This window comes from Levilactobacillus zymae DSM 19395, assembly GCF_001434115.1.
Taxonomy (GTDB): Bacteria; Bacillota; Bacilli; order Lactobacillales; family Lactobacillaceae; genus Levilactobacillus; species Levilactobacillus zymae.
This window is the reverse complement of record NZ_AZDW01000059.1, coordinates 1-26,899: the sequence shown is the minus strand read 5'-3', so window position 1 is coordinate 26,899 and position 26,899 is coordinate 1. Positions and strand designations below refer to the sequence as shown.

Genomic DNA, 26,899 nt, shown 5'->3' with positions numbered 1-26,899 from the left:
CCCCCCCCCGTCAAAAAACGGCGGACGGGTCCCCCAGAGGCTATTTCGTTAAGTGACTAGTCGTCAATGGACGCACTGGAGTCCGCATCGGTGGCTGGCGCCGCCTGAGGTGCTGGTTCGGGCGCCGCGTCGTCCACGGAAGCACTCGACGTGGTGTCCGCTGCTGGCGCCGCATCATCAACCGACGCACTGGTCGTCGCATCGGGGTTCCCCTCTAGCTTTTGACCAGTCTTGGCCAGGTACCACTTGACGGTCGGCATGATGTCTTGGACGTATTCGTTGACTCCCATGTAGTTGCCCTGTTCGTCGTGCATGGCGCGGTAGAAGTGCACCACGTACTTGTCCGCGTTGTTGCCTGGAACCGGCATGCTGACTTCTGGAACCTGCCCCGTCCGTAAGGCGTGAATAACTTCCTTGACGTGCTTGATAACCCGCGGATTCTTCGGGTGCACCATCGATAACGGGTTCCCCGCTTGATCCGGCGTCCGCGCAGCCAACATCTTTTCGGCCGGCGCCATCTTATTGTAGTAGATAAATTGATTATTGCTATCGGCGTAGGTCAATTCAAGCGGCATCGAGTTGAGGAAGGCGTTCAGTTGATCGACCGTTAATAACCCCCGGTCCAGCTTGACGTAGTCGTTGCCCGAAGCCGCGTGGGTCTTCTCGGCGGCCTGTTCGACCCAGTCCGGCGCAGCCATATCCACGCCCTCGACCGTGGTCGAAATCTTGCCGGTCGCCCCCAAGTCTTCGCTTTCGGCTCCCGTGTCTTGCGGGTGCTTCATGGTGTTGATCACCGTCACGAACTTCACGAACTTTTGTAACGTGGATTGCAGGAAGTTCACGGTCCCAGCGTCCTTTAAGTTGTCGTTTTCGTCAAAGGCGTTTTTAACCTCGCCCAACAAGAATTCGTTTCCGGGAAGCACGACCGCGTTGACGCCGGGCGCTTCCAGAATTTGCCGGAGGTTCAATTGAGCACGGGAAGACCCCTGATCGTAGTAGGAGGCCCCAACAATCATAATTGGCTTGCCATCTAGTGGGTGAATCTTGTAAGACAGCCATTCGATGACGCTCTTGAGGCTGGCCGTGGTGGTATGGTTATGTTCCGGCGTGGCAATAATCACCCCATCGGCGCTTTCGATTTTGCGCTTCAGGTATTGGATCGCGTCACTTTCCGTCTGGTCATCGCTTTCGTTAAAGAGCGGCACGTCTTTAATATCCAACATTTCGATATCCGCTAAGTCACTAAAGTGCGTCGCCATGTACTTTAAGAGAATCCGATTATACGATTTATCGGCCACTGAGCCAGCAATTCCTACTAATTTCATGTGTTTTTCCGCTCCTTCTATAGCTTATTCCAGTCGAAGTTTTTAGTATCCTTTTGATTAAGATCCTTCGCGTTGTTCAGGTGACCCGACACCGTCACGAAGGTCTGGAAGTCCTTAAAGAGGCCGTCTAATTGGGCCACCTTATCGGCATCTTTCAGGTTTCCTTGGTCGTCAAACGCGTCTAGCGAATGCCCCAAGAGGTATTCGGAACTCGGCATGATGCGCGCCCGTAATTCCGGTGAATCCAGAATTTGCCGCAGGTGCGCTTGTGCCCGCGAAGACCCCAACGACCCGTACGACGCCCCCACGATCATCACGGGTTTGTCCACGAACGGGTGCACCCGGTGCGACAGCCATTCCAGCGCGTTCATCAGCGAAGATGGCACCGCATGGTCGTATTCGGGGGTGGCGATAATCACCCCATCGGCCGCATCGATCGCCTTGGCCATGGCCAACACGGGTGCGGGAACTGGACTGTTTTCGGGTTTGTTAAATAACGGGAGGTCAGCAATTTCCATGAGCTCGATTTCTGCTTGGTCAGCAAAATGCTGCTTCATGAATTGGAGTAGCGTTCGGTTCGTTGACACCTTTGCGTTGGTCCCAACCATTGCCACAAATTTATTCATTATAAACCGCTCCTTTTAACTTAGGGGAATTCGCGATTCGCACCGCTTGTTTCTATTGTAACCGCTTTTATATACTATAGCAATATTTTCACAAAATTGAGGAATAAATTTGACCCGTCCGAGTAATAATGATGCCCTCAATCCCCGGTGTTTGGCGTAATAGCGCCATTGAGGACGTGACGGATTGGCCGAATAATCGGGTGGTCCAAAGCTCACCAGTGATCGATTGCGCCGAAATGATGGTCACACTGGCAATTTCGGTGGGCATCGGGTAGCCAGTCACCGGGTCCAAAACGTGGTGGTAGGTCTGACCATCTGCGTGTAGTTGGCGCTCATAGATGCCCGATGTCACCACCGACTTATCCCGGACACTGACCACTAACCGGTTCTGGCCACGGGGCTTGGCGGGGTCTTGAATTCCGATGCGCCACTGTTGGTCGGCGTGTTTCGGCTGCGGCCCGAAGACGACCACGTTGCCACCCAGGTTGATCAACCCGCTGGTCACGCCCACGGTCGTCAAATAAGTATGCAGCAGATCCGCAATATAGCCCTTGGCGATGGCACCCAAATCCAGCGTCATCCCCGCGCGGCGCAGATAGACCGTTAAGTGCTGGGGGTCCAGCTGAATATCCGTAGGGTCCGTCAGGCGTAAGGCCGCTTGGATTTCAGCATCACTGGGTTTGCGGGCGTCGTCAAACCCGATGCGCCAGGTCTGCACCAACGGCCCGATGGCGATGTTTAAATGTTCGGCCGTTTCGGCGCTGTGCTCACGACCGATGCGGATCAAATCAAATAATTCGGGGTCCACCGCGACCGGCCTTTTCCCGGCCTGATGGGCAATGGCCATCAGTTCCGAGGTCTCGTCGTTCGCGCTGAACCGGTGTTCATAAACTTTCAAGCGGCGCACGGCCTCAGCCAAAATCGCCTGCGGTTGCGGATGGGTAATGGTCAACGTGATGACGGTCCCCATCAGGTGCACCACTTGAGTGGCAACTGGCATGCCACCACCTCCTTCACCGCTATCGTACCCGAATTCACGGTAAATTTAAAGTATTATGGTAACGGTTTCAGGGCATTATCGTTATTGTGCCTAACTACCTTCCCCGTTCCCCCGCCAATTATCAGGCAAAAGTTGACGACCCCCCGCCAATAGCCTATCTTTATGGGTAAGATGAAATTTATCAGTTCCGGCCATTACGAGCCGTTGAAGGAGTTTACCATGGCAAAATTACATATTTCTCGGTTCACCACCCGCATTCTGATGGGGTGGTGCGTGTTCCTATTCGTGATCCTTCTGGCGTTGGGCTTTTCCCACATGATTACCCCCCACGTCATCAGCCTCCACGCCCTAACGCTCGATAGCTGGCTAGCTAGCGTTCTGATGGGGCTACGGGTCATCGTCCTCTTCCTGGTCTTCTCGACCATTCCCATGCGGTGGCCAATCACGTTACTTTCCTTTATTAGCCTGACCATCGCGGTCGTCGCCATTTACCAATTCATTACCGTCCTCATGACCGGCAACTTCTTGGTCATGCTAGCCTACCTGGTCTTCGTTGGCGCCTTTCTGGCCTTGCTCTACACGGCCATTCTTATGGCCAGTGACATTATCGAGCATAACCACTGGGAGAAGGGCGGCGGTTACTTCAAGAACTGGGGGCTTTCCCTCCTCAGTAACGTTCGGCAATACAGCCTACCCCTGCTGATCAGTCTAGTGGTCTTCAGCGTGGCGTTGCCCCTCACTAATTCCGTCACTTTCTAAACCAAACACGATGCGCGCAGCGGATTTCGATCCCTGCGCGCTTTTTTGAGTTGCAAATTAACCGGTTTCATGATATAAATGAATTAACATATGAGCATAAATAGATATCAAAAAGGAGGAAATCCCCATGAAACCTAAAAATATCGCCCCGTTAGCCTACCTCGCCGGCCTGGTCGTCTTCGGTCTCAGTTTTTTCCTGCCCGGCCTGGGCCGGCCGCTAGGGTTTCTCGCCGCCACGTTGCTGGCCGGTTACCATATCGTGGCTGAGGGTCTGGTCGAAACGGTGACTGATAGTCGCACCCAACGTAAATTTGCCCCCAATATTCACATCTTAATGTCCCTGGCCGCCATCGGCGCTATCCTGATTGGCAGCTTCGAGGAGGCCGCCCTGTTGATCCTGATCTTCGCCGGTGCCCACTTCCTCGAAGAATACGCCGAGGGAAAGAGCCAACGAGAAATCACGGCGCTCCTGGACCTTAATCCCGTAGAAGCCCGGCGTTACACCGCGACGGGGGCCATCGAAGTCATTCCCGTCGCCGACCTGGCCGTGGGCGACCACCTGCAGGTCCTTAACGGGGGCCAGGTGCCCACTGACGGCACCATCGTGAAGGGCACGGCCACGCTCAACGAGGCCGCCATCACCGGGGAAAGTATTCCCCAGGAAAAGACCGTCGACGCCACCGTTTTCGGCAGTACCATCAACGGCGACTCGACTTTCGATATGGTGGTCACCAAGGACGCTCAGGACACGGTCTTCGCTAAAATCTTACAATTAGTTCAGGATTCCCAACAGTCCTTAGGGAAGACCGCTACTAAGATCAAACGCTTCGAACCGCTCTACGTGACCACCGTACTGGTCTTGTTACCCGTCGTCTTCCTGATGGGGCCGTTGTTCCTCCACTGGTCACTCAATGAGAGCGTCTACCGGACCATCGTCTTTCTGATCTCGGCCTCGCCGTGTGCGCTGGCCGCCGCCGCGGTCCCCGCGACCTTATCGGGACTGTCGAACCTGGCCCGACACGGCGTGCTCTTCAAGGGCGGCGCCTACCTGAACCAGCTGGCCGAGTTACAAGCCGTGGCCTTCGACAAGACCGGGACCCTGACGGCCGGGAAACCCACGGTCACCGACGTGGCGTTCGCCCCGAGCGTCAACGCCGAGCAACTCACCAACCAAATCGTGGCCATGGAACGACAAAGTAACCATCCCTTAGCGACCGCCATCGTCGAACACTTCACGCCCACCCAAACGCTCGACGTGACCGTCACCAACCACTTGGGTAAGGGCCTGGAAAGCGCAATCGACGGTCACACCGTCCGCATCGGGAAACCGACGAGTTTTGCGGCGGTGACCCCCGACTTTCAAGCGCAATGTGACGCGCTGGCCGTGGCCGGCAAGACCGTGATATTCGTGGCCGTCGACGACCAGGTCCAGGCGTTACTGGCCCTGATGGATGTGCCAAATCCGGCATCGCAAGCGGCTATCGACTACTTCAAACAACACCAGATTCACACCCAGATGATCACCGGTGACGCCCAACTCACGGGTCAAGCCGTGGGGGCCGCCCTGGGCGTAGACGAGGTCGCCGCCAACGTCTTACCCGAGAACAAGGCCGCCATCATCGACCAACAAAAGCAGCGGTACGCCACGGTCGCCATGGTCGGCGACGGGGTCAACGACGCCCCCGCCCTGGTCAAGGCCGACATCGGCGTGGCCATGGGCGACGGAACCGACGTGGCGATCGACGTGGCCGACACGGTCCTGATGCAAAACGACCTGTCCAAGTTGACCTACGCGCACCGGCTCTCCAAACGGTTGAACCAAATCATCTGGACAAACCTTATCTTTGCACTCGCAATCGTGGTATTATTAGTGGTGCTCAACTTCTTAAGCATTACCAACATCGCTTGGGGCGTCGTGGTTCACGAAGGCAGTACCCTGCTCGTGATCCTGAATGGCTTACGCCTGCTAATGTTTAAATGAAGTCGGCCCAACTTTTAAACCATTGGGGGTTTCAGCATGACGACCGATTCATCGATGGACCCGGCACTGCCCAGCGACAGTGAGTTACGCCCGGTCCTCTCCATTTTTAAAGCAATCAGTGAGCCCTCTAAAATGCGGATCATCCTGTTGATCGCACAGCACTCCCTGAGCGTGGGGGAAATCACCAACCGCTTGAACATCAGTCAATCAGCGGTTTCTCACCACCTGCAGACCTTGCGCCAACTCAATTTGGTCACCAACGTCCGGGTGGGCCGCGAGATGCATTATCAAGTGACCGACCAACACGTTATCCAGATTTTCGAGTTAACCAAAAAACACGTCCTGGAAGACGCCTAATCCCTAACGACCCGGACTAGTCACCACTAGTCCGGGTCGTTTTTTTCTGCCCAATTTTGGTTAGACCAATTTCCCCATTGAGAATCACCCGCGCGGTCCGTAGCCACCAATTTCAGCCCGGTCCAGTCCCGAAATTCCGGGCAGTTGCGGCCCCCACTATTTTAGTAAACCCGCACTAAATCCTTTCCTAACCAAAACCGATGCCGCATTCAATTCGCCGACTAACCTCCAAATTGTGAAGAAAATAATTAGTTGAAAACGCTTGCAGAAAGCCGTTACACAATATATACTTTATTCGTCAAGACGTTTTATAAAAGTATTTTTTAAAATAACTTTCAAATCTAACTGAGGGGTGTTTTCCAATGAAACAGTATCTGGCTTACGCGTTTGGGACGTTCGGGCACGATGCCTTCTACAACACGTTAAGTATCTACTTCATGATGTTTTTGACCAGTCAACTCTTCACCGGCGGGGCCGACGAAAAGATGGTTGGCCTGGTGACCCTAATCGTCGTGGTCATCCGGATCGGTGAAATCATGTTCGACCCAATGATCGGTGGGGTCGTCGATAACACCGAAACGCGCTGGGGCAAGTTCCGGCCGTGGATCATGGCCGGCTCCATCGTGGCCTCCATCGGCCTGATCATTCTGTTCTCCGATTACGGTGGCCTGGCGTTCAACAACCCGACCCTGTACCTGATTTTGTTAGCGGTTACTTTCTTAGTGATCGATGTTTTCTACTCGTTCAGTGACATTGCCTTATGGTCGATGTTACCCGCCATCAGCATTGACACCAAGGTGCGGACGCGGTTCGGAACGGCTTCACGGCTCGGCTCCACGTTGGGCGCCCAAATCGTCATCGTGATCATCACGCCCGCCATCCTATTGTTCTCCCACGTGTTCTCGAAGATCCCTTACGGTCAACAGACCCACGCCGGCTGGTTCGGCTACGTCTTGATTGTGGCCTTACTGTGTTCCGGCGGGGCGTTGATTACCTGCTTGAACATCAAGGAGCAGGACAACTTGATTCGGAAGAACACGCAGCACACCAACTTAAAGGCCATCTTCAACGCCATTAAGAACAACACCCAACTTCTGTGGATTGCGGCGTCTTACTTCCTGTTTGCCTTTAGCTACGTGGTCACCCAATCCCTGTTGATGTACTACTTCCGTTACCGGTTGGGCAACGTGGCCGCTTATACCTGGGTCGGGGTCATCACCTGTGTCCTCGGGGTGCTCTCCGTGTCCATCTACCCGTTACTCGAACGCCTGATTCACCGGAAGGCCATCTACATCGCCGGCATCACCTTCATGTTGATTGGCTACGTCATCTTCTTGTTCGCCGGGCAGAATCTGGCCATGGTGCTGGTCGCCGTGTCCTTCTACTTCTTCCCGTACCCGCTGATTTTCTTGGCCACGCTCATGACCATCACCGACAGTGTCGAATACGGGCAACTGGTCAACGGTACGCGAAACGAATCGGTGACCCTATCTATCCGGCCACTGATCGATAAATTAGCCGGGGCCGCCTCCAACGGGGTCGTGGGCCTGGTCGCCGTCGCCGTCGGCATGACGGGTAACGCCAAGCCCGGTGATATCTCGGCCGCTGGCGTCTTCAAGTTCAACACCTTCATGTTCTACATCCCCATCGTGCTACTGATCATCGCCGCCGTGATCTTCTTCTTCAAGGTCACGCTGACCGAAGCTAAGCACGCCGAAATCGTTAAGGAACTGCGCAAGCGTTTGGAAAAACAGGACGCCACGACGCCTAAGTCGACCTTAAACGATTCGCAGCAAGCCACCCACGTGACTTCGTCCACGCAAATGGCCGACTCGCACAACTAATCTCTGGGTTTCACTTTGAACCACCTTTCCTTATCTATCTAACCTTCTAAAAGCCGTCATCCAGTCTGTGAGCTGGGTGGCGGCTTTTAGGGCCAATCTAGTTATCACGTTACTATTGGTAGAATAGCCAAATTAGCCTTTCTCAAGCGCTGCTAACCGGTTTTGTCGGTGGTCTTAACAACTATCCTCAATTCATTAAGGCGCTCAGTAGACGGGGGTTAGATCATCCCCGGTTTTCCCTCGCTACAGGAGGTATTCGTTCAGTCCCATCTGGTCGCCGGCTCTCAAAACGAAATGAATCAATGTTTGCACAAGATTCTTGACACACCCAGTGAACTACAAAAAAGGAATCCGACACTGATTCCGGATTCCTCTTAATACGGTTTAGTATTCGCGAATAGCTTTTTGATAGGTTGCTTTACTGATTTTTTTCAAATGCATCGTTTTCGGATATTCGTTTGTTTTTTCAAACTTGATAGTTAAATGTTTGTATCCCTTACCCGTAAATGTAAATCTCATGGCAACTAAATCATAGCAGTGGCCTTTCACCACCTTATATTTCTCACCGGTGACCCAATAACTTTTGTGACCGGCTTTCCCCCAACCGAATTCAATAAATGGGTGCATTGGATGGTCTTGCCTGCTGATACGGGTGCCCATGATATTTTGATGGACCATATACCGTGACGTCATCTTTTTCTTACTGATTTTCACCACATATCGCTCAAACCCACCGGGAATTTTCTGGGACTTCGTGGACTCCCAATAACCACGGGATTTGACCGGAGTATAGTCATAGAACGTTCGAGCATTAGCGAAATAATCAGCAGATGCTGTCTGGGTCGTCACTACCATTCCGAACATAATTGCTGCCGTCACAATAACCAGTTTTAATATTTTTTTCATTTTTCAATCTCCTAGATATTTATTATGGATTAACTTGCCGCAACATATCATCCCTATCCTCATTGCCCAAATGTAAGTAACATTGAATATGGTTATCTAAATCATTCAAATCCATTTTCATAGCTTGATCCGTTTTCTATTATGTAAAAGAATCAATACTCACACAAGAAATTTTAAGCCTCCAAATAAAACACTCAGCACCGTCACCACCACTAGTTTAACCCACTAAAGCTACTATAACGATACTTTCTCTAAGTCCTATCTCCCTCAACACCAATGTTCAAACTCATTGAGAAGCGCTGCCAGACAGCATTCGCGGCCCCTGAAGCTCGACTAAGTACTGATGAATTAAGTCTACTATCGCTCGCCTGAGCGTAACCAGCGGTCTCCGCTCCTCCACCGCTTCAACTAGGACTCGATAATCACGAAGTCACGACCGCCCAATGCCCACCAACTTACCCCCCCAGACCGACTAAAAATAGGCCCCATCCGGATCAGCACGTCCGGATGAGGCCTATTGATTTAGGGTTTTATGAATGAAGTTAAAAAGATGCGAGTGGGAACCGAAGCTTATTTGGCACTAACGGGGTCTTTATCGCTGGCCACGTTGGCGTCTAGCTTAGCAAGCTTAGTGAGACCGTGCATGTCTCCGACTAAGTCCTGGTACAGCTTCCGGTACATGGTGTAGTACTGGTTGTAAACGGCGTGGCGCTTAGCGTCGGGTTCGACTGGGTCGCCGAGAACCTGCCACTTCTGAACGTCGTCAACATCGAGGATGCCCGTGCCGATACCGGCCAACATCACGTCACCCAGGTTAGCTTCGGCGTCTTCGATTGGCGTCCGAACGGCGTAACCCGTGACGTCAGCAAACATTTGGACCCAGTCCTTGGAGTTCGTGACCCCACCGGCGATGATGATGTAATCACCCAGGTCGCGGCCCGTGCTTTCGATACTGTGCCGCAATGCGTAGCAGACGGCTTCCTGAAAGGCGTGGTAGATGTGGGCCTTGGTGTGGACCAGCGATAAGCCGAAGATCAGGCCCTTGGCATCGGAGTTCCAGATTGGGGCCCGTTCACCCATGAAGTATGGCAGAACGACCAGGCCTTCGCTCCCAGGACCGATGTTCAACTTCTTGGCTTCCTTGTTCAAAGCCACGTAGGCGTTATCGCCCCCGGCCTTTTGTGCGGCCACTTCTTCTTGGGCGAACGTGTCCCGGAACCACTTGGTGATGGCGCCGGCCGTAGCGGACCCGGAGAAGTTGTAGACCAAGTTTTCCGACTTGTACGGGTACGGCCAAACGATCAGGCCCTGACCCTTGATCGGCTTTTCACTGACCAACGCGGCGTTCATGGATTGCCCAATGGCGGCCACGTACTTGCCGGGCTTGAAGACGCCCATGCCGACGTTCGCGGCACCGACATCGACCCCACCGGAAATCACGGGCGTGCCTTCCAGTAAGCCCAATTCCTTAGCGGCATCGGCGGTCAGACCACCCACGATGGTCGTGGAATCGACGATTGGCATCGGCATCATGCTTTCGGGAACGCCCATGGCATCGAGCATTTCCTTAGACCAGGTGTTGGTGTTGACGTCGTAGAACCCACCCAGGTTCCCGGCGGCGGTGTGGTCAATGGCGACCTTACCGGTCAATTCGTAAATCGCGTAGTTGGAAGGTGGCAGGAACATCCGCGTCTTCTTCCAGTTCTCGGGTTCGTGGTTCTTGATCCAGAGAATCTTGGTGTAGCCGTAATACGGGTCAACCACGTCGTTCCCGGTGATTTCGGTCAACCGGTCGCCGTCGATGTGTTCCTTGACCCAGGCAACTTCGTCTTCGGCTCGACGGTCCATCCAGATCAGGCAAGGCCGAACCGGCTTCATGTGTTCGTCAACGGGAATCCCGGAGCCCCCGTACAAGCCACTGATGCCGACCCCTTTAATGTCGTGAGGGTCCACGCCAGCTTTTTCGACCGTCTTTTGGATGGACTTCTTCAAGCCATCGACCCAGACGCTCGGCCATTGTTCCGCCCACAGTGGTTTAGGCGTGAGTACGTCGTATTCTTCCAAGTCTTGTGCAATCAGGTGACCTGCCGTATCCATCAAGATACTCTTCGTGCCTGACGTCCCAATATCCGTTCCAATTAAATATTTCATGAGTAGACCTTCCTTCGGCAATGCCGTTTTTCAAAGCTATAGGTGTGTGTAGCTTCCGCCCGAACCGACCATTTGATCAGTCCATCACACACCTGGAGAAACGCAAAGGTGACGATAGTCGCACGATCGCCACCTTCAAGTCGTTAACGCGGACGCTTTACCAAGCGGTGAAGGCCCCGTCAACTAAGTAGTCGTCACCGGTACTGAATGAACTGGTGTCACCAGCCAAGTAAACGGCCATTCCTTGTAATTCATCTGGCCGACCTAAGCGACCAAGTGGTGCCCAGTCGTTCCAGGTCTTGATCAATGGCTTCAAGTCAGGTGAGCTCAACGTCAAGTCGGTACCCATGTAACCTGGGGAAATGGTGTTCACCCGCACGCCCTTCTTGGCCCATTCGATCGCCAAGGACTTGGATAATTGGATAACCCCGTTCTTAGTGGCGTTGTACGAGCATTGTGGTTGTGGCCGGTTAACGATGTGTGCGGACATGGAAGCCGTGTTCACGATGGAACCGCCACCATTCTTTAACATGTAACGACCAGCTGCTTGCGAGCAGAGGAAGACGGAGTTTAAGTTCAAGTTAACGACCTTCAACCAGTCCTTGTAGGACATGTCTTCGGCAGGAATGTTTAAGCACATGCCGGCGTTGTTGAACGCAGCGTCTAAGCCGCCCAATTCCTTAACCACCGTTTCGACCATCTTTTGCACTTGGTCGGGATCGGTGACGTCGGTTGGTACCGCGATGACCTTTTGGCCCGTGGCGTCCGCAATTTCTTTGGCCGTAGCTTGTGACTTTTCAGCGTTGATGTCCACGATGGCCAGGTCGGCCCCAGCTTCTGCTAAACCAGTGGCCATGGATTTACCTAATCCTTGCGCCCCGCCGGTCACGTAAATCTTCTTACCTTTGAGTGACATTCTATCTAGAATACCCATTAGTGTTGCCTCCTAAGTAATTGATTAACTAATTTAAGTGTCATTAAAGCGCGTTTAGCAAAAACGTTAAAACGTTTTGTAAAATCGCTTTCCTTAATGCTCCTTAATCATATATCCAGATGTAACCGCTGTCAAGAGTTTTAGAAAACTATTTTATAAAACAAGCCTTCGGTTTTACAAAACAAGTTGTGATTAGGTATAATGGCGGTATTGGAGGCGCACACATGGCAAACGATATCACCAATAATTATTCGCGAGTTTTTCAACTCATTTACGAGCAAGATAAAATTTCCAAACAAGAAATTGCCATTCAGTTAAACCTCAGTCTCCCCACGGTGACCCATAATTTGAAACTCCTGATGAACAACGACCTAATCCGCAATGACGGCAAGTTCAAATCCCAGGTCGGGCGGCGAGCCGTCGCCTACTCGGTCTACGCCCGCAAGCGGGTCTGCCTGGGCCTGGAAATGTTCAAGAATTATGTGACCATCACCGCCATCGATTTAAAGGGAACCGAGATTGCGTCCGACAAATTACTGTTGGACTACTCGAATGACGATAACTATTTCCAACAATTAGCCACCTGGATCAAGAGCTTCGCCACGGATTGCGGGCTGGTGGACGACCAAGTCATCGGTTTGGGCGTCGGGATTCAAGGCTTGATTTCCTACGACCGAACCACGGTTCTCTACGGGAAGATTCTGGATTGCACGGGGTTAAAGACCGCCCGGTTCGAGCAATTTCTTCCTTATAAGGTTTCGTTCTTCCACGATGCCGACTGCGTGGCCTACGCGGAACACGGTAAATCCGACGACCACAAGGACACCATCTACCTGTCCATCGGAGAACATTTGGGCACGGCCATCATGATCAACGACCGCATCTATTCCGGTGAACAGGGGCGTAGCGGTACCATGGAACACGTGACCTTCGTGGCCAACAGCGACCGTCTTTGCTACTGCGGCCGCCACGGCTGTGTTGAAACCTACGTTTCGATCAGTTCGCTGCTCCACGACAACGAGAATTTAAACGACTTCATGGCTAGTCTGGCGCAAAACAAGGCCAACCGGGCCCGCTGGGAGACCTACCTGGACTACCTGGCCGAAGCCATCAATAATTTCCACATGTTCCTGGACAACCGCATCGTGGTGGCCGGGGAGCTGCTTCAATTTATCAACGACCAAACTTTGGCCCAACTCAAGGAACGCATCGCCAACTTGACCGCCTTCCCCGAAGACCGGCCATACCTGCGGCTAGGGTCCGTGTTGAACCACCCGGTCGCTACGGGGGCTGCCATTCCGTTAATGGAAAGCTTCATCGAAAGCGTTTAGACCAAAAAAACGATTAGTCGACCAGGTTATCCTGATCAGCTAATCGTTTTTCGTCACACTTTAATTTAGAAGAACCGCTTGAACGGCACGATTCCTAAACCAACCAAAGCGACTAAGCCAATGACCGCAGCCACTGGGGAATGCTTTTCGTTAGTTTGTGGTAATTTCGTAGCCGTGACGTGGTGACCGTTGGCATCGTAGCTTGGCGTTTGGGCCGTTGCACCGGTCGTGCCTGATTCGGTCGACCCGTTGTCGTTGTTACCGTTAGCCGTGGTGCCATTAGCCGGCATCGCGCCTTGACCAGCCGTTGCGGGCGTCTGGTCACTTGGCGTCGTTCCCGTTACGGGTGCGGTTGACCCAGATTCAGTCGACCCGGGTTCCGTGGTTCCGGGTTCCGTTGGCGTTGCACCAGCGCCACCCGGCGTCGTGGTGCTAGGTTCAGTTGGGCTTGGCACCGTTGGCGTAGTCGTTCCGGGTTCCGTCGGCGTTGCACCGGCACCACCAGGCGTGGTCGTGCCAGGTTCAGTCGTCCCTGGTTCCGTTGGGGTTGTGGTGCCCGGATTCCCGGGTTCAAACCCACCAGCACCGTCGCCACCGCCTGGAATTATTTCACCAGGTTCTTCGGGTTCCGTTGGCGCTACACCAGAACCGCCTGGCGTCGTCGTCCCTGGTTCAGTCGGATTCGTAGGTTCCGTGGTCCCAGGTTCCGTTGGCGTGGTCGTTCCCGGTTCGCTAGGATTCGTAGTTCCTGGTGTTTCGGGTTCAGTTGGTTCCGTAGTTCCTGGTTCAGTAGTCCCAGGCTTTTCGGGTTCAGTTGGCTCCGTGACACCTGGTTCCGTGGTCCCAGGTTCTTCCGGTTCAGTTGGCTCCGTAGTTCCTGGTTCAGTCGTCCCAGGTTCCTCAGGTTCCGTTGGCGTAGTCGTTCCTGGTTCAGTCGTCCCAGGTTCCTCAGGTTCAGTTGGCTCCGTCACCCCTGGTTCAGTGGTCCCAGGCTCTTCGGGTTCCGTTGGCTCCGTGACACCCGGTTCAGTGGTCCCAGGTTCTTCCGGTTCCGTGATGGGCCCCGCACCAACGACATCCAACCGAATGAAGCCGTGCCGGTTAAATGAATTACTGTTTAACTTATTTAGCGTGACCGTCCCGGTATGGGAACCCGCCGCGATGAAGAAGTGACCAATCGGGGCACTCCCGTACAGGTTCGTCATTTCAAAACTGTCGTCCTTCGGAATCTTTACGTTTGCGGGCACCGTGACCGTCATGGTGTCCCCGGCTTCAAGCGGGGTATAGGAAGGTAACCGCCACTTGTAGTTGACCGTATAGGCCTGATCCTCCGGTAAGACTTCCGTATGGGTCAAGACTTTGCCCCGACTGTTCTTGATGACCGCACTATCGGCATCCAAGCCAGTCGCGTTAAGCTCCTTAGCTTGCCCAATCATTGGTGGCCCCATGAATAGAGTCGCCAGACCGGCAACCATTAGCAAAGAGATTTTCCAAAATTTACGCATATCTAATTCCTCCAATCGCTCTCTCCTAACACCCACAACGTAGCATGAATATACGTAAGAGCTTAAACTTCCCGTCTGCTTTGTTAAATCAACAACGTTTGCCGAAACACTGCTAAACCGCCAATTGATTACCCAGCAACAACACCGTATTGATTATTTTGTTCAAAACTAATCTAGCATAGCCCCGTGACGAACAGTTGCTGAACGCAGGACTGAATAACGGAAAAATTATATTTGCGTTGGTCTTGATTTTCCCGGTCGGGTCTTTTAGCGCCCGTGACGACTTTCGCGATAAACCGTCGCCAACAACCATTATTGGTATCACCAAAGGTCTTTTGCCACCCCCGACGGACCGCATGACCGTATACTAGAAGCAAGTTAAGGAGGACATGCGGATGAGTGAACTAAAACGCCTGGACGACCAATCCCCGGCCATCCAATACTTACAAGCCAAAGACAAGCACCTCGCCAAGGCCATTCAGATGGTCGGGCCGTTGGAGTACCGGCTCGCCGACAACGGTTACGGCTTTCTGGTGAGCCAAATTATTGGGCAGATGCTGTCGAACAAAGTCGCCGCGGTCCTGACACACCGCCTATTAGCCCAGTGTGCGGGGACCATTACCGCCCCAGCCGTGGCGCAACTCAGCGACGACGCGATTCGCAGCATCGGCATCTCCCACTCGAAGGTCACCTATATTCGTAACCTGACTACCGCCGTATTGGATCAAACCGTCGACTTTGCGCGGTACGCCACACTTCCCGACGTCACCGTGATGCATGAGCTGACCGCCATCAAGGGGATCGGTAACTGGTCCGCCAAGATGTATTTGATTTTCTCTCTGGACCGCCCCAACGTCCTTCCCTACGAAGACGTGGCCTTCCTGCAGGGGTACGGTTGGGTCTACAAGACCACCGACTACACGGCCATGGCCGTTCAGAAGAAGTGTCGCAAGTGGCAGCCCTACTCGTCCATCGCCGCGCGGTACCTGTACGTGGCCCTCGACCGCGGGTTGACCAAGGCCCCGTTCCACCTGTTTAAATGATAGCGGCGGTTCCGGTTAAGTGGGTCAGTTACTATAATGGTTTTTATAACCAGACAGAATCAGGGCAACCCGTTTACAGCTAGTCTTGAAAACTATAAACTAGGAAGTGATTCTAAAGACGGGAAGTGATCCACGATGTTTCAACTTTTGACCGATTCCGAATGCGGCCTATCGACGGCCACGCTCCGCGCACACCACGTAGCCGTGATTCCGTTTCATTTCACGGTCAACGGGCACACCATCGCCAGTGATCTCGACGATAACCAGCAACTCGAAAATTTTTACGCGCAACTTCAACAGGGCGTCCAACCCAGCACCGCGGCCATCAACGTGGGCGAATACGTGACGTTCTTCAAGCCTTACGTGCAGGCCGGGACGCCGATCCTGTTCATGGGCCTGTCCAGTGGCCTCAGTAGTTCGTTTCACAACACCGAACTCGCACGCGACCTGCTCCTCGAAACGTTTCCCACCGCCGACATTCAGGTGGTCGATACCCTAGCCGCCTGTGCCGGTGAAGGCCGCTTGATTCTAGAGGCTAGCCGCCTGCAAGCGACCGGCGCGACTCTGGCGGAGACCGTCGCCTGGCTGACCAGTCACCGCCTCCGTCTCCAACAATGGTTCACCGTCGATAATTTAAATTTCCTGTATCACGGTGGCCGCATCTCACGGGCCAGTGCCACCGTCGGCACGCTCTTTCAGATCAAACCGCTCTTGGACGTGGACGCGCATGGTAAACTGCGGGTGGTCGACAAGATTCGCACCCGGCACCACGCCCTGGCCGCGCTCAGCACCAAGGTGTTAGCCGCACTCGACCACGACCCGCAGCAAACCGTCCTGATTGCGACCAGTGGTGACTGGGACGCCGCCAAGCGGGTCCGGGACCTGATTCTGGCTCAGGCCCCGCAAGCCAACCTGCAAATCGGTCCCATCGGCCCGACCATCGCCTGTCATACGGGCTTCGGCTGCGTGGCGGTCTTTGTCACCGGCCCGCAAGACCGGGACCAATCAATCTAATCAATTAAACGCCAAAGCGCCCACCAGAATTGGATTCAACCCAATTCCGGTGGGCGTTTTCAATCATTTGTTCAGTTTACGGCCACGCCACGGTCATCAGCGCACACTCATTTTGTGGGTGCTGCAGTTCGTCGACCAGCGCCAAGGCGAAGTCGGGGTAGCTGATGGCCGCATCCCCCGCCCGGTCGTAAAGTAACACATCGCGACCGACCTGGTAGCGGCCCGTGGTCGGTGTCGACGGCAAGTAGGACATCGGCGGGGCCACGTAGGTCCAGTTCAGGTGCGCCGTACTCCCCTGAAGAATCTTCCGGGCCGCTAGATGTTGCCGACTGGCGTTACGCGTCAAGCGTGGCAGGGTCTCCGCCACCGTCTTGGTGCGATGGTCGGTGGTATACAAGGTCGACCCGGCTCCCACCATCACTAGGCGCGTGCCCGTGTCGGCCAGAATGGTCGTCAGGTGTTCGCTGACCCGCGGATAGTTGGCCTTGCGCACCGAACTGTAGGCACACAGAACGGCATCGAAATCCTGGAGATCCGCCGTGGTCAGGTCAAACACGGTTTTGGGGATCAGCTTAACGCCGGCAGGCACCCGCAGCCGTGGGGCCACCACGCTCACGGTCAGTCCCCGTTCCTGGGCCAACTCTAAGACGGCGCGCCCGGTCTTGCCCTTGGCCCCGATAATTGCTAGTTTCATTTTCTGTCCTCCTTGGCTAAAGTCACCACTTTAGCATAGCCGCTCCACCCAGGAAGTACAACCACCCCTGCGAAAAATAATCCAGTAACTGGTTAGATGGGTAACTGGGCAATCGCCAATTGCAGCACCTGGTCGAAGCGCTGGTCTAATTGCGTCGGGGTCCCGTGTAAGAAACCACCGAGCTCCTGGACGATAAACCCGAACACCGCTGACCGGTAGAGGGTGGCCGCCGCCGAGCGCGCCTGGCCCTGTTCCTCCAAGTGGAGGCTGGTAAACAGCCGCTGGTACAGGGTCACCAAGGCCGCGTGGGTCCGGCTAAGCGTCGTCAACTGGTGCGGGTCCAACAACAGGCAGGCCAGATTGGGTTGGCGATGACAAGCCCGCCGCATTTCCTGGGCAAACACCATCAACGCCTGGTCCCCGGCCAAGCCCACCAGTTGGGTCAGCAAGCGGCTTTCCAGGTCGGTCACGAAGCGTAACCCCACCTGATCGATCAGTTCGTTTAAACTGGACACATAGTTGTAAATGGACTGCGGTCGGACGTCTAAAGCCGCCGCCACCTCGCGAATGGTCAACTGGTCGATGCCCCGTTCGGCAATTAATTGACCGGCCTGCGTCAACACCTTTTCGCGCGTTAACGTCCGTCGTTTCACCATGTCATCGCCCACTTTCCGTTTTTTTCTAGTATACACCGCTAACTTTTTAAGATAAACTGATGCAAACAGTTTATTTTCTGCTTTAAACAGTTTATAATGCATCTAGATTAAACTATGGCGTTAATCAGGAGTTGCCACCGGTAGCTCATCACGACTGAGAGCACGCCAAACTCATTTGGGAGGTCATCGTATGGTCCTGATCAGCTTAGTCCTGGGAATTCTCCTCACGTTGGGCGGTTTCTTCGTCCCCACGACCCGTCTGGTCCGACTTCTGGTCGGCTGTTTGGGCCTGGTGATCCTCCTGGGCGCTACGGTTGGCTTAGTAGGCAACGCCAAACAGCACTGGGGGATGCACCGGGTCACCACGACGCACACCAGCACCATTTCACCGATTGCATCGACCGACCCCTTAGACGTGCTGGTCTACCAGCCCACCAAGGAACCGGCGAGTCGGCGGGTCTATACTTACCGTTCCACCACCACGAACCGGCAACAGACCACCGCGGCAACGGCTCAGACTCGCAACCGGGTCAAGATTGGCCACACGACCACGGCCACGCTGACCACCACCACGACCAGCTGGCAGTTCCGTTCCCAGTTCTGGCGAGCGATATTTACCTATCCCGGGCGCCACACGACGCTGATTGAGCAGCAGAACACCTTTGACTTGCCGCAACGGTGGGTCACCCTCACGCCTAAGCAAACGCAGTGGCTCAAGGCGGCGGCCAAGGAACAGGCCAAGGGGGTCCGGCGCGCCGAACGGCAAACGGTCGCCAAAATCGTCAAGCAACAGCTGGCGGCCATCAGCCACCCCACCGCGGCGCAGCGGCGACAAATCACCGCTAAGGCCCAACGTGCCGTGGCCCAAGAACTTGAGAAACAAGCGCCCAAACGAACGGCGCAACTGGCTAAACAAGCCCAACAACAACCTGCAGAATAGAAGAAGCACGACCGAAAGGCCCCGTTTCCGGTGAATGACCGATGAACGGGGCCTTTTTTCAGTTATCATTCTAAAGGTCAAAAGTGAAATTCTAGACGCCCACTAATCTAAAAACGACCCGTCACCTCACCGGATGACGGGTCGTTTTCACTTCTAAACTAACTGGTACTTAGATTCTACTCCAGATACTGCTTCGTAGCGGCCACAATGTCTTGTAACCCCTTCTTGGCATCGGAGAAGAACATTTGCGTGTTGTCCATGGAGAACAGTGGGTTTTGAATCCCGGCGTACCCGGTACTCATCGACCGCTTGATGACGACCACGGACTTCGACTTGTCGACGTCCAGAATCGGCATCCCGGAGATTTCGTTACCACTCTCCCGCGCTAACGGGTTGGTCACGTCGTTGGCCCCAATGACCAGCGAAACGTCGGTGTTTTCAAACATCGGGTTGGCTTCATCCAGTTGCTTCATCTGTTCGTACGGCACGTTTACGTCGGCCAACAGCACGTTCATGTGCCCTGGCATCCGCCCAGCAACCGGGTGAATCGCGTAGTCGACGTTGATGCCCTTATCCGTCAAGACCTTCGCCAATTCGGCGACTTCGTGTTGCGCTTGGGCGGCGGCTAACCCGTACCCAGGCACGATCATGACGTTGTGCGCGTAGGCCAATTGCAAACCAATATCATCGGCAGAAGTTTCCTTGACGTCGACGGGTACGGCATCGGCGGCGCTGTTCGCATCGCTGTCGCCAGTCCCGAAGCCCCCGGCCAAAATGTTGGCCACGGACCGGTTCATGGCATCGGCCATTTGCAGCGTCAAGATGGTCCCAGCGGCCCCGACTAAGGCCCCGGCGATGATCAAGACTTGGTTATTGATAACGAACCCGGCAAAGGCCACGGCCAACCCAGTGAAGGCGTTCAACAGGGAAACCACGACCGGCATGTCGGCCCCACCAATTGGTAAGGTCATCAGTAACCCGAAAATCAAACTCATGACTAAGGCTAAGATGACGTACCACACGTTGGTGGGGGAAGCCATCATGAACCAAGCGGAGGCCAAGATGGCGACCACCACAATGATGTTTAAGAGCCGTGCACCGGGGAAGGTGATGGGTTTACCAGGCACGTGCCCGGATAATTTCCCCGTGGCGATCAGTGACCCGGAGAAGGTAATCCCCCCGATGACCACGTCCAGAAAGACGGGTAAGGAGAAGGCCAGGCTCAGAGCCGCGCCGTCACCCTTCAGCAGGTAATCGAAGATCCCGATGACGGCGGCAGCCCCGCCCCCAACGGCGTTAAACAAACTAACTAATTGAGGCACATCGGTCATTGGCACCTTGCGTGCTTTGACCACCCCGTAAAGGATCCCGAGCGCTAAGCCCAAGACTAAGACAATCCAACCGACACTGTCGATGGTGCCTTCCACGATGATCGTGACGATAATCGTGATAACGGCTAAGAACATCCCGATGGCCGATAAGCCGTTCCCGTGCCGGGCGGTCTTTGGTGACCGCATCATATGTACCCCGAGAACGTAGCAGACGGCTGAAATCAGGTAAATCAATGACGACACTGTTTGTAATGCATTCATTTGTGATCAGCCTCCCCTTGTTTAGCGGCCGGCTTGCGGTCAAACATCCCCAGCATCCGGTCGGTGACGGTGTAACCCCCAGCGACGTTGACCGCCGCGAAGAAGGCACCCAAGAAAGCCAAGATGTAAAATGGCCAGCTATTGGCTTCCGCCGCAATCACGAAGGCCCCCACGACAACGACCCCGTGGATGGCGTTGGCACCCGACATCATGGGCGTTTGTAACGTGGCTGGAATCTTACTCATAACTTCAAACCCGACTAATAGACTAAGTACAAAAATAGCTAAATTCGTAAATAACTCTTCACTCATGACTAATCAGCTCCTTTAGTCTTGGATTTCTCGGAGGAGTCATCGGCGGCATCCGGCTGAGCCTCATCGGCCGCGTCTTCTGCCTTTGCGGGATGACGATCCGGTAACTTCATCGCGGACCGTACCCGACTACTAATGATTTCACCCTGATAGGTGGCCAATAATTCGCCAACGACCTCATCGTCAACGTCAAAGACCAGTTCGCCGTCCTTGGTGACGTCGTTGATCACGGCTTGGACGTTCTTGGCAAACATGTCGGACGCCGAAGCTGGTAATTGACTGGCCATGTCGCCGGCCGCAATAATCTGGGCCCCGTTCGGCGTGGTGACCGTGTCATCAGCCTTGGAACCGGCCACGTTACCACCCAGTTCACTGGCGGCTAAGTCGATAAAGACGGTCCCCGGCTTAGCGTTATCCACGGAATCTTGGGTGACCAACAGCGGTGGCCGCCGACCTGGCACTTGAGCGGTCGTGATGATCACGTCGTTTTCCGCGATGAAGCCCGCTAATTCTTTCTGTTGCTGAGCGGTTTCTTCTGGCGTCAAAGCCCGGGCGTAACCGCCTTCACCGGTCGCCGAGACGGACGTGGTCAGGAACGTGGCCCCTAAGGATTCAACTTCCCCCCGTGAAGCAGGCCGAATATCGTACCCGGAAACCATGGCGCCCAGCCGTTTAGCGGTCCCAATCGCTTGCAACCCTGCGACCCCGGTCCCTAAGACCAAGACCTTGGTTGGTTTGGCGGTCCCCGCAGCGGTGATCATCATCGGGAAGTACCGGGTGAACTTATCCGCCGCCAGTAAGGCCGCTTTATACCCCGCGACACTGGCTTGCGAACTCAACACATCCATCGTTTGCGCCCGGGAAACCGTCCGCGGCAGAAGTTCGAACGCCATTGCGTTAACCTTTTTGGCCGCTAACTTTTTGACAAATTCCAAATCTGTAAGCGGTGCCAATAGTCCCAATAACGTTTGGCCCGCCTGCAAGTGATCCACGACATCGTCGCCGGGTTGATCGATAGTCGCGATAAGCGATGCTTTTTCAATCGCGGTCTTCCGGTCCACCACCTGGGCACCAGCATCCGTATACGCGGAATCCTGGTAGAAGGCTTGTTGACCCGCATCCTTTTCGATCAAGACTTGATACTCACTCTTGACCAACTTGCGGACAACATCCGGTGACAGGGCGACCCGGTTTTCACCCGGCGCCTCTTTCAAAGCCGAAATGGTAATTGCCATACCACACATCTCCTTTTAATAAATTCTTCACAAGTCCACTATAAAGCAATTAATCGCGCAAAACAATGGTTTGGCACCAGAATTATAGAAAACCGTTTTATAAAATTACCCACTCCCCAACGAATGGGGGCCTCCGCGCATGGCACGTTTAACCAACTTTTTCGGGCGCAACTGGTTTGACTGACTAGCGTCAAGAGCCCCCGCCGTCGGTTTTACAACCGGTTGCGCATCGTTCAAAACCCTCTCAATTGAATTGTCCGCGAGCGAGTCCGTGCAGGAGAAATTAGTTTAGCCTAAAAAGTAACTTTCTAAAAATATTTTTTCTACCTTAAATTGGCAACAAAAACGGGGCAATCGTTTTTCGCAATTGTCCCGCTAAATTCAACGTTCAATTAGGCTCGCAACTTCCGGTACAGCGCGTAGCCCCCCAGACCAACTAAGGCTAAGAGGCCAACCACGGCGACCCAACCCGAATGTTGTTCGTTGGTTTGTGGCAAGGTACCACTCGCCGTCGTCCCCAACGACCCAGTTGGACCTTGGGGTGACGCAGTACCCGCGTTAGCCGCAGCCGCACCAGTCGTGGCACCAGCTGCGGGCATCCCGCCGTTGGTTAAACTCCCCGCATTACCAGGCTGACCAGGCGTCGCACCGGTTGCCGGTGCCGCAGGACTCGTCGTTTCTGGTTCACTCGGACTAGTTGGACTTGGGGTGGTTGGTGCCGTAACGCCGCTACCACCGTTGCCAGATTCACTCGGACTAGTGGTCCCTGGCGTGGTCGGGGCTGTGGTGCCGCTACCACCGTTGCCGGGTTCACTTGGATTAGTGGTGCCCGGATTCGTTGGTGGCGTCACACCACTACCGCCGTTACCAGGTTCGCTAGGACTAGTGGTCCCTGGGTTAGTTGGTGGCGTGACGCCGCTACCGCCGTTACCAGGTTCGCTCGGATTAGTAGTCCCTGGATTCGTTGGTGGCGTTACACCGCTACCGCCGTTACCAGGTTCGCTCGGATTAGTGGTCCCTGGGTTAGTTGGTGGCGTGACGCCGCTACCGCCTTCGCCAGGCTCACTAGGGTTAGTAGTGCCTGGATTGGTTGGTGGCGTCACACCACTACCGCCTTCGCCAGGTTCACTTGGACTAGTGGTCCCTGGGTTAGTTGGTGGCGTGACCGTGCCGCCGCCTTCGCCAGGCTCACTAGGGTTAGTAGTGCCTGGATTGGTTGGTGGCGTGACCGTACTGCCACCATCGCCGGGTTCACTCGGCGTGGTCGTCGCCGTAGCCTGATCCGTTTCGTGTAACTGACCGACCGCCGTAGCGCCTTCCGTAATGGTAAACGGAATGGCTTCGGTGTTCAGGTCGTAACCCGCTGGCGCCTTCGTTTCGACTAACGTGTAGTCACCGGGAACCAACCGGTTAAGCGTAATCTGACCGTTGGCGTCCGTGACCAATCCCGTTTGCACGGCCTTGCCTGTGCTGTCGCGTAACTCAAATTCCGCACCGGGTAAGACCACATCGTCGGTACCGGTCTTGGTCAAGACCACGCTACCATAACCTTGACCGGAACCGGTACCACTACCACCGTAAGCAATGTTAGCGGTGACGGAACTACCATTCGAGGACGCCGTGTTGGTCCAGGTCTGGCTGCCGCCCGTGATGTTTGGCTTCGTTTGATACGTCATATCCACGGCCGTGGTGACATTGGCGAAGGTAAAGGTGATCTCTTGGCCGCTTTGGGAAACGGTCGGCGTCAACTTGCCCCCGTTGCTGACGAAGTTTCCACTAGCATCGTAGGACCCGGTATTCGCCGTCACGCTACCCGGAATAAAGGTTTGATTCGGACCTAAGGTATCCGTAACGGTCACGGTACCGATGTTTTGGCTGCCCGCGTTAAAGGCCACGTTCCAGGTCAGAGCCGTTGGCGTCCCGTCTGGGTCCTTACTGCCGACCCAACCAACCTTATTTACTTTCCAATTGTTGTCGGTCGGCTTGGTATCGGTCGTCCCTTTAACGTAGAACTGCAACGTGCCCTTCCGGTTCCGGGCGTTTTCGCCGGCCTCGTTAAAGGTCAACGTCCCCGTCGTCTCACCGGCTTTAATGGTGAAGGACCCGATGACGGTCCCGTCTTCGGCAGTCAACGGAATCGTAGTATCGTTCGCCGCGACTAATCCGTTTGGTAAGGCTACCGAAGCCGATTGATTAGCAATCGACACGTCGTCTGGAATCGACCAATTATAACTAACTTCGTAATTTTCCCATTTACTAAATTCGGAATTACTAGTGACGGTACTTCCGGCGGAATCCGTGACCGTCGCATCCCCAGCAGCTAGACCACTTACGGTCACGGCCGCGTGCGACGTCACGGGGGTGGTCAACATCAATCCGGCGAGCAACGCCACGATGCCGGCCACGATGGTTGTAACCAACTTCCGCATAAGACATTCCTCCCTTGGTTCAATCTCACATCCTTTGACCCTTAAGGGACCTCATCTCCTTAGTCCAAACCCTGACGGACCCACTCATTACCGCTTCTACTATAGAACGATGCCGTCTAGAAAAGACACTCGCCCTCTTCCATTACCCTCTGGTTTGAGTAATCATGCGGCGCAACTAAGTCCTTTAGCCACTAACCGGTTGCGCTTTCCCGACCTGCAATTTCACCGGTTCACCCAGCATTTGGTTAGACCACTCGACCATTTAATCATCGAATATGACAAACTAATGACAATTAACCGAAATTTGCCGTCAGTTCTTAATCTGGACGATACACGGCGGTAACACAACCCCGGTAAACTCGGAGACATTAAAGGCGGGCGTTCCGCCAACGACTCATCTGAACTTACGACTTCACCAATCACCTATAGGAGGGTGTCTCTTGACTAAATTAATTACAACTTTTATGACCACTACCGTTGCCGCCGTCAGCTTGTTCCTGTTCGGTTCGATCAACGCCGACGCTGCCACTAAGACCTACACGGTTAAATCCGGCGACTCGGTCTGGGCCATCTCCCAAAAGTTCAACCTGTCAATGGCCACCCTCGAAAAGACCAACCACATTCAACACCACGCCCTGGTCGCCGGTCAGACCTTAACGCTGAGCACCACCCCGAAGGCCAAGACCGCCAAAACCACGGCCACGACCACGACTAAGGCTAAAACGACCACAACCACGTCCTACACCGGATCAAACCTGAAAAGCTACGTCTTAGATCAGATGGCTTCACGGACCGGCGTCCCGGCCGCGACTTGGAACACCATCATCCAACGGGAATCCAACTGGCAACCCAACGTCCGGAACACGTCCAGTGGCGCGTACGGGCTCTTCCAAAACATGCACATCTCCAGTGGCTCCGTTGAGGAACAAGTCGACGCCGCCGTTAGTCTCTACCAGGCCCAGGGCTTAGCCGCTTGGTCCCTTTAATCCAGAAATCACGTTAGTCAGTGTGCCCGGCACGCTGACTTTTTTAATTGGGGGGTAAATGACCACGCCCCGCCGCCGTTATTTTGTAATATACGGGATTTTACCGGTCAGCTAACCAACGACTATCCCCGTCAGACCACCATTTAGCGGGATTAATTCTGACCCTTAATTTTCCGTAAAATTAACCAAATAGACCGCTTTCTGGTCACTGGGCCGCCAGAATTGTGATATCGGCTTAATACCGTAGTAACTCCCTGTTAATCAAACTGCAACATTCATCGGTTAAGCTACTAAGTAACGAACAACAGATATGGGAGTTATTAAAAATATGTCAAAACTTAAACTAAAATTTGCAGCATTCTTATTACTATTCAGCTTTTCCTTCGGCATGGCGACGGATGTCACGGCTAGCCTGGGCACACAAGCAACGGTCACCGCTCAAGCGGCCACGAAATTAACCGCTAAGCAAAAGAAACAAATCGCCGCGATCAACGCCTCGTTATCCAAGAAGCAAAAGGCCGCCAAGAAGTGGATCGCCTACCACGAATCTCGGTACAGCTACACGGCACGTAACGGAAATTGTTACGGTCGTTACCAACTTCTGAAGTCTTACCTCCACGGCAACTACTCCGCCGTTAACCAGGAAAAGACCGCTAACCAGTACGTGGCCGGTCGTTACGGGACTTGGACCAAGGCCAAGAAATTCTGGCAGAGTCACCACTGGTACTAAAATTCTTGTCATTACCCTCAACGTCACGGCCTTTACGCCGTGGCGTTTTTTGCAGCAAAAAAGCGGCGCTGCCTTTTCCGTGGGGAAAGTCATCGCCGCTCAACACGTTTCAATTTTAGACGGCCCAGATACGGCCCAGTTCATAGTCACCGTTCGGATGTTGATAAACGCTGACTTGCAGACCCTTGGTGTTATTTTGAAACAGAAAAACGTCCTGTTCCGCCGAGGTAGCAAATAAGTGCCACGCGTTCGCGTCATGCCCTAAGAGGGTCAACTGCTCATGGGTCCAAGTTTCAATCGAGATGTTCTGCTTTTGACTAGTGATACTGGCAACTCCTTTTCTCTAAACAACAATCGTTAATTTTAAATGTGCAATTAAGTTGCACACAATATTATTGTAATGCTTATTATACACGAATAGCTTAGTATTTCAACCGAAAAATTCTAGTTGGTATTAATTAACAGGCTGAAAACGGTTTATATTTAACCAATTACTCTAAAAATACTAAGCTTAGAGGCATAGAAGTTACCCGACGGGGTGCTCCTATGC

At 54.0% G+C, this 26,899-nt stretch carries 23 protein-coding genes; 10 read left to right on the top strand and 13 right to left on the bottom strand.

From position 1 onward, the window contains the following. Positions 1-56 precede the first annotated feature (56 nt). The 3 genes from FD38_RS12480 to FD38_RS12470 all read right to left on the bottom strand — a co-directional run bounded on the left by FD38_RS12480 (position 57) and on the right by FD38_RS12470 (position 2,951). The gene (locus tag FD38_RS12480) at positions 57-1,325 is read right to left on the bottom strand and encodes an NAD(P)H-dependent oxidoreductase (protein ID WP_057734676.1); all 1,269 of its coding nucleotides are present in this window, start codon (positions 1,323-1,325) and stop codon (positions 57-59) included. Positions 1,326-1,342: 17 nt separating this feature from the next. Continuing rightward, on the bottom strand, positions 1,343-1,951 hold the full coding sequence (locus FD38_RS12475; RefSeq protein ID WP_057734675.1) for an NADPH-dependent FMN reductase: 609 nt from the start codon (positions 1,949-1,951) through the stop codon (positions 1,343-1,345). Positions 1,952-2,039: 88 nt separating this feature from the next. After that, positions 2,040-2,951 carry an FAD:protein FMN transferase gene (locus FD38_RS12470; RefSeq protein ID WP_057734673.1) on the bottom strand — a complete coding sequence of 304 codons (912 nt, stop codon included), beginning with the start codon at positions 2,949-2,951 and terminating at the stop codon, positions 2,040-2,042. A 219-nt stretch (positions 2,952-3,170) separates the two neighbouring features. Between FD38_RS12470 and FD38_RS12465 the strand changes: the two genes are divergently transcribed. The 4 genes from FD38_RS12465 to FD38_RS12450 all read left to right on the top strand — a co-directional run bounded on the left by FD38_RS12465 (position 3,171) and on the right by FD38_RS12450 (position 7,892). Then, entirely contained in the window at positions 3,171-3,710 is a 540-nt protein-coding gene (locus FD38_RS12465; RefSeq protein ID WP_057734671.1) for a hypothetical protein, read from the top strand. Between the two features lie 127 nt (positions 3,711-3,837). Next, positions 3,838-5,691, top strand: a complete 1,854-nt coding sequence (locus FD38_RS12460; RefSeq protein WP_057734669.1) for a heavy metal translocating P-type ATPase — start codon at positions 3,838-3,840, stop codon at positions 5,689-5,691. Positions 5,692-5,727: 36 nt separating this feature from the next. After that, on the top strand, positions 5,728-6,048 hold the full coding sequence (locus FD38_RS12455) for an ArsR/SmtB family transcription factor (protein WP_057734668.1): 321 nt from the start codon (positions 5,728-5,730) through the stop codon (positions 6,046-6,048). A 362-nt stretch (positions 6,049-6,410) separates the two neighbouring features. Then, positions 6,411-7,892, top strand: a complete 1,482-nt coding sequence (locus tag FD38_RS12450) for a glycoside-pentoside-hexuronide (GPH):cation symporter (protein ID WP_057734665.1) — start codon at positions 6,411-6,413, stop codon at positions 7,890-7,892. Between the two features lie 384 nt (positions 7,893-8,276). On the opposite strand, the gene FD38_RS12445 is transcribed toward FD38_RS12450, so the two are convergent. The 3 genes from FD38_RS12445 to FD38_RS12435 all read right to left on the bottom strand — a co-directional run bounded on the left by FD38_RS12445 (position 8,277) and on the right by FD38_RS12435 (position 11,883). Continuing rightward, positions 8,277-8,798 (bottom strand): hypothetical protein, encoded by a 522-nt coding sequence (locus FD38_RS12445; protein WP_057734663.1) that lies wholly within the window; start codon positions 8,796-8,798, stop codon positions 8,277-8,279. Between the two features lie 570 nt (positions 8,799-9,368). Next, the gene (locus FD38_RS12440; RefSeq protein ID WP_057734661.1) at positions 9,369-10,949 is read right to left on the bottom strand and encodes an FGGY-family carbohydrate kinase; all 1,581 of its coding nucleotides are present in this window, start codon (positions 10,947-10,949) and stop codon (positions 9,369-9,371) included. A 157-nt stretch (positions 10,950-11,106) separates the two neighbouring features. Further along, positions 11,107-11,883: an SDR family oxidoreductase gene (locus FD38_RS12435; RefSeq protein ID WP_057734659.1), complete on the bottom strand. Its 777-nt coding sequence runs from the start codon at positions 11,881-11,883 to the stop codon at positions 11,107-11,109. A 224-nt stretch (positions 11,884-12,107) separates the two neighbouring features. On the opposite strand from FD38_RS12435, the gene FD38_RS12430 reads away from it, so the two are divergent. Continuing rightward, positions 12,108-13,214, top strand: a complete 1,107-nt coding sequence (locus FD38_RS12430; protein WP_057734658.1) for an ROK family transcriptional regulator — start codon at positions 12,108-12,110, stop codon at positions 13,212-13,214. Positions 13,215-13,279: 65 nt separating this feature from the next. Here FD38_RS12430 and FD38_RS12425 read toward each other — a convergent pair whose 3' ends face one another. Beyond that, a complete protein-coding gene (locus FD38_RS12425) occupies positions 13,280-14,719 on the bottom strand; it encodes an LPXTG cell wall anchor domain-containing protein (protein ID WP_057734656.1) in 1,440 nt (479 codons plus the stop codon). Positions 14,720-15,114: 395 nt separating this feature from the next. Here FD38_RS12425 and FD38_RS12420 point away from each other — a divergent pair, with 395 nt between their 5' ends. Both FD38_RS12420 and FD38_RS12415 read left to right on the top strand, forming a co-directional pair. After that, positions 15,115-15,762, top strand: a complete 648-nt coding sequence (locus FD38_RS12420; RefSeq protein WP_057734654.1) for a DNA-3-methyladenine glycosylase family protein — start codon at positions 15,115-15,117, stop codon at positions 15,760-15,762. Positions 15,763-15,897: 135 nt separating this feature from the next. Then, positions 15,898-16,776 (top strand): DegV family protein, encoded by an 879-nt coding sequence (locus tag FD38_RS12415; protein ID WP_057734652.1) that lies wholly within the window; start codon positions 15,898-15,900, stop codon positions 16,774-16,776. A 76-nt stretch (positions 16,777-16,852) separates the two neighbouring features. Here FD38_RS12415 and FD38_RS12410 read toward each other — a convergent pair whose 3' ends face one another. After that, on the bottom strand, positions 16,853-17,470 hold the full coding sequence (locus tag FD38_RS12410; RefSeq protein ID WP_057734650.1) for an NAD(P)-dependent oxidoreductase: 618 nt from the start codon (positions 17,468-17,470) through the stop codon (positions 16,853-16,855). Positions 17,471-17,562: 92 nt separating this feature from the next. After that, positions 17,563-18,126 (bottom strand): TetR/AcrR family transcriptional regulator, encoded by a 564-nt coding sequence (locus FD38_RS12405; RefSeq protein ID WP_057734648.1) that lies wholly within the window; start codon positions 18,124-18,126, stop codon positions 17,563-17,565. A 190-nt stretch (positions 18,127-18,316) separates the two neighbouring features. Here FD38_RS12405 and FD38_RS12400 point away from each other — a divergent pair, with 190 nt between their 5' ends. Continuing rightward, positions 18,317-19,066, top strand: coding sequence for a DUF4811 domain-containing protein (locus FD38_RS12400; RefSeq protein ID WP_057734646.1), 750 nt, complete (start codon positions 18,317-18,319; stop codon positions 19,064-19,066). Positions 19,067-19,242: 176 nt separating this feature from the next. On the opposite strand, the gene FD38_RS12395 is transcribed toward FD38_RS12400, so the two are convergent. From FD38_RS12395 to FD38_RS12380, 4 genes are all read right to left on the bottom strand, one after another. Further along, positions 19,243-20,658, bottom strand: a complete 1,416-nt coding sequence (locus FD38_RS12395; protein WP_057734644.1) for an NAD(P)(+) transhydrogenase (Re/Si-specific) subunit beta — start codon at positions 20,656-20,658, stop codon at positions 19,243-19,245. After that, positions 20,655-20,969 (bottom strand): NAD(P) transhydrogenase subunit alpha part 2, encoded by a 315-nt coding sequence (locus tag FD38_RS12390; protein WP_057734642.1) that lies wholly within the window; start codon positions 20,967-20,969, stop codon positions 20,655-20,657. The genes FD38_RS12395 and FD38_RS12390 overlap by 4 nt, the downstream gene beginning before the upstream one ends. A gap of 2 nt (positions 20,970-20,971) precedes the next feature. Then, positions 20,972-22,204 carry an NAD(P) transhydrogenase subunit alpha gene (locus tag FD38_RS12385; RefSeq protein ID WP_057734640.1) on the bottom strand — a complete coding sequence of 411 codons (1,233 nt, stop codon included), beginning with the start codon at positions 22,202-22,204 and terminating at the stop codon, positions 20,972-20,974. A gap of 392 nt (positions 22,205-22,596) precedes the next feature. Continuing rightward, positions 22,597-24,633, bottom strand: coding sequence for a SpaA isopeptide-forming pilin-related protein (locus FD38_RS12380; RefSeq protein WP_057734638.1), 2,037 nt, complete (start codon positions 24,631-24,633; stop codon positions 22,597-22,599). Between the two features lie 440 nt (positions 24,634-25,073). Between FD38_RS12380 and FD38_RS12375 the strand changes: the two genes are divergently transcribed. Both FD38_RS12375 and FD38_RS12370 read left to right on the top strand, forming a co-directional pair. Next, complete coding sequence (locus tag FD38_RS12375; RefSeq protein WP_147007870.1) at positions 25,074-25,619, top strand: LysM peptidoglycan-binding domain-containing protein; 546 nt, start codon at positions 25,074-25,076, stop codon at positions 25,617-25,619. 328 nt (positions 25,620-25,947) lie between these two features. Next, positions 25,948-26,349 (top strand): aggregation-promoting factor C-terminal-like domain-containing protein, encoded by a 402-nt coding sequence (locus FD38_RS12370; RefSeq protein WP_057734634.1) that lies wholly within the window; start codon positions 25,948-25,950, stop codon positions 26,347-26,349. Positions 26,350-26,899 lie beyond the last annotated feature (550 nt).

Excerpts from the sequence above, each read along its gene's own strand:
- FD38_RS12480 (WP_057734676.1), bottom strand. The coding sequence starts at position 1,325 with ATGAAATTAGTAGGAATTGCTGGCTCAGTGGCCGATAAATCGTATAAT.
- FD38_RS12475 (WP_057734675.1), bottom strand. The coding sequence starts at position 1,951 with ATGAATAAATTTGTGGCAATGGTTGGGACCAACGCAAAGGTGTCAACG.
- FD38_RS12470 (WP_057734673.1), bottom strand. The coding sequence starts at position 2,951 with ATGCCAGTTGCCACTCAAGTGGTGCACCTGATGGGGACCGTCATCACG.
- FD38_RS12465 (WP_057734671.1), top strand. The coding sequence starts at position 3,171 with ATGGCAAAATTACATATTTCTCGGTTCACCACCCGCATTCTGATGGGG.
- FD38_RS12460 (WP_057734669.1), top strand. The coding sequence starts at position 3,838 with ATGAAACCTAAAAATATCGCCCCGTTAGCCTACCTCGCCGGCCTGGTC.
- FD38_RS12455 (WP_057734668.1), top strand. The coding sequence starts at position 5,728 with ATGACGACCGATTCATCGATGGACCCGGCACTGCCCAGCGACAGTGAG.
- FD38_RS12450 (WP_057734665.1), top strand. The coding sequence starts at position 6,411 with ATGAAACAGTATCTGGCTTACGCGTTTGGGACGTTCGGGCACGATGCC.
- FD38_RS12445 (WP_057734663.1), bottom strand. The coding sequence starts at position 8,798 with ATGAAAAAAATATTAAAACTGGTTATTGTGACGGCAGCAATTATGTTC.
- FD38_RS12440 (WP_057734661.1), bottom strand. The coding sequence starts at position 10,949 with ATGAAATATTTAATTGGAACGGATATTGGGACGTCAGGCACGAAGAGT.
- FD38_RS12435 (WP_057734659.1), bottom strand. The coding sequence starts at position 11,883 with ATGGGTATTCTAGATAGAATGTCACTCAAAGGTAAGAAGATTTACGTG.
- FD38_RS12430 (WP_057734658.1), top strand. The coding sequence starts at position 12,108 with ATGGCAAACGATATCACCAATAATTATTCGCGAGTTTTTCAACTCATT.
- FD38_RS12425 (WP_057734656.1), bottom strand. The coding sequence starts at position 14,719 with ATGCGTAAATTTTGGAAAATCTCTTTGCTAATGGTTGCCGGTCTGGCG.
- FD38_RS12420 (WP_057734654.1), top strand. The coding sequence starts at position 15,115 with ATGAGTGAACTAAAACGCCTGGACGACCAATCCCCGGCCATCCAATAC.
- FD38_RS12415 (WP_057734652.1), top strand. The coding sequence starts at position 15,898 with ATGTTTCAACTTTTGACCGATTCCGAATGCGGCCTATCGACGGCCACG.
- FD38_RS12410 (WP_057734650.1), bottom strand. The coding sequence starts at position 17,470 with ATGAAACTAGCAATTATCGGGGCCAAGGGCAAGACCGGGCGCGCCGTC.
- FD38_RS12405 (WP_057734648.1), bottom strand. The coding sequence starts at position 18,126 with ATGGTGAAACGACGGACGTTAACGCGCGAAAAGGTGTTGACGCAGGCC.
- FD38_RS12400 (WP_057734646.1), top strand. The coding sequence starts at position 18,317 with ATGGTCCTGATCAGCTTAGTCCTGGGAATTCTCCTCACGTTGGGCGGT.
- FD38_RS12395 (WP_057734644.1), bottom strand. The coding sequence starts at position 20,658 with ATGAATGCATTACAAACAGTGTCGTCATTGATTTACCTGATTTCAGCC.
- FD38_RS12390 (WP_057734642.1), bottom strand. The coding sequence starts at position 20,969 with ATGAGTGAAGAGTTATTTACGAATTTAGCTATTTTTGTACTTAGTCTA.
- FD38_RS12385 (WP_057734640.1), bottom strand. The coding sequence starts at position 22,204 with ATGGCAATTACCATTTCGGCTTTGAAAGAGGCGCCGGGTGAAAACCGG.
- FD38_RS12380 (WP_057734638.1), bottom strand. The coding sequence starts at position 24,633 with ATGCGGAAGTTGGTTACAACCATCGTGGCCGGCATCGTGGCGTTGCTC.
- FD38_RS12370 (WP_057734634.1), top strand. The coding sequence starts at position 25,948 with ATGTCAAAACTTAAACTAAAATTTGCAGCATTCTTATTACTATTCAGC.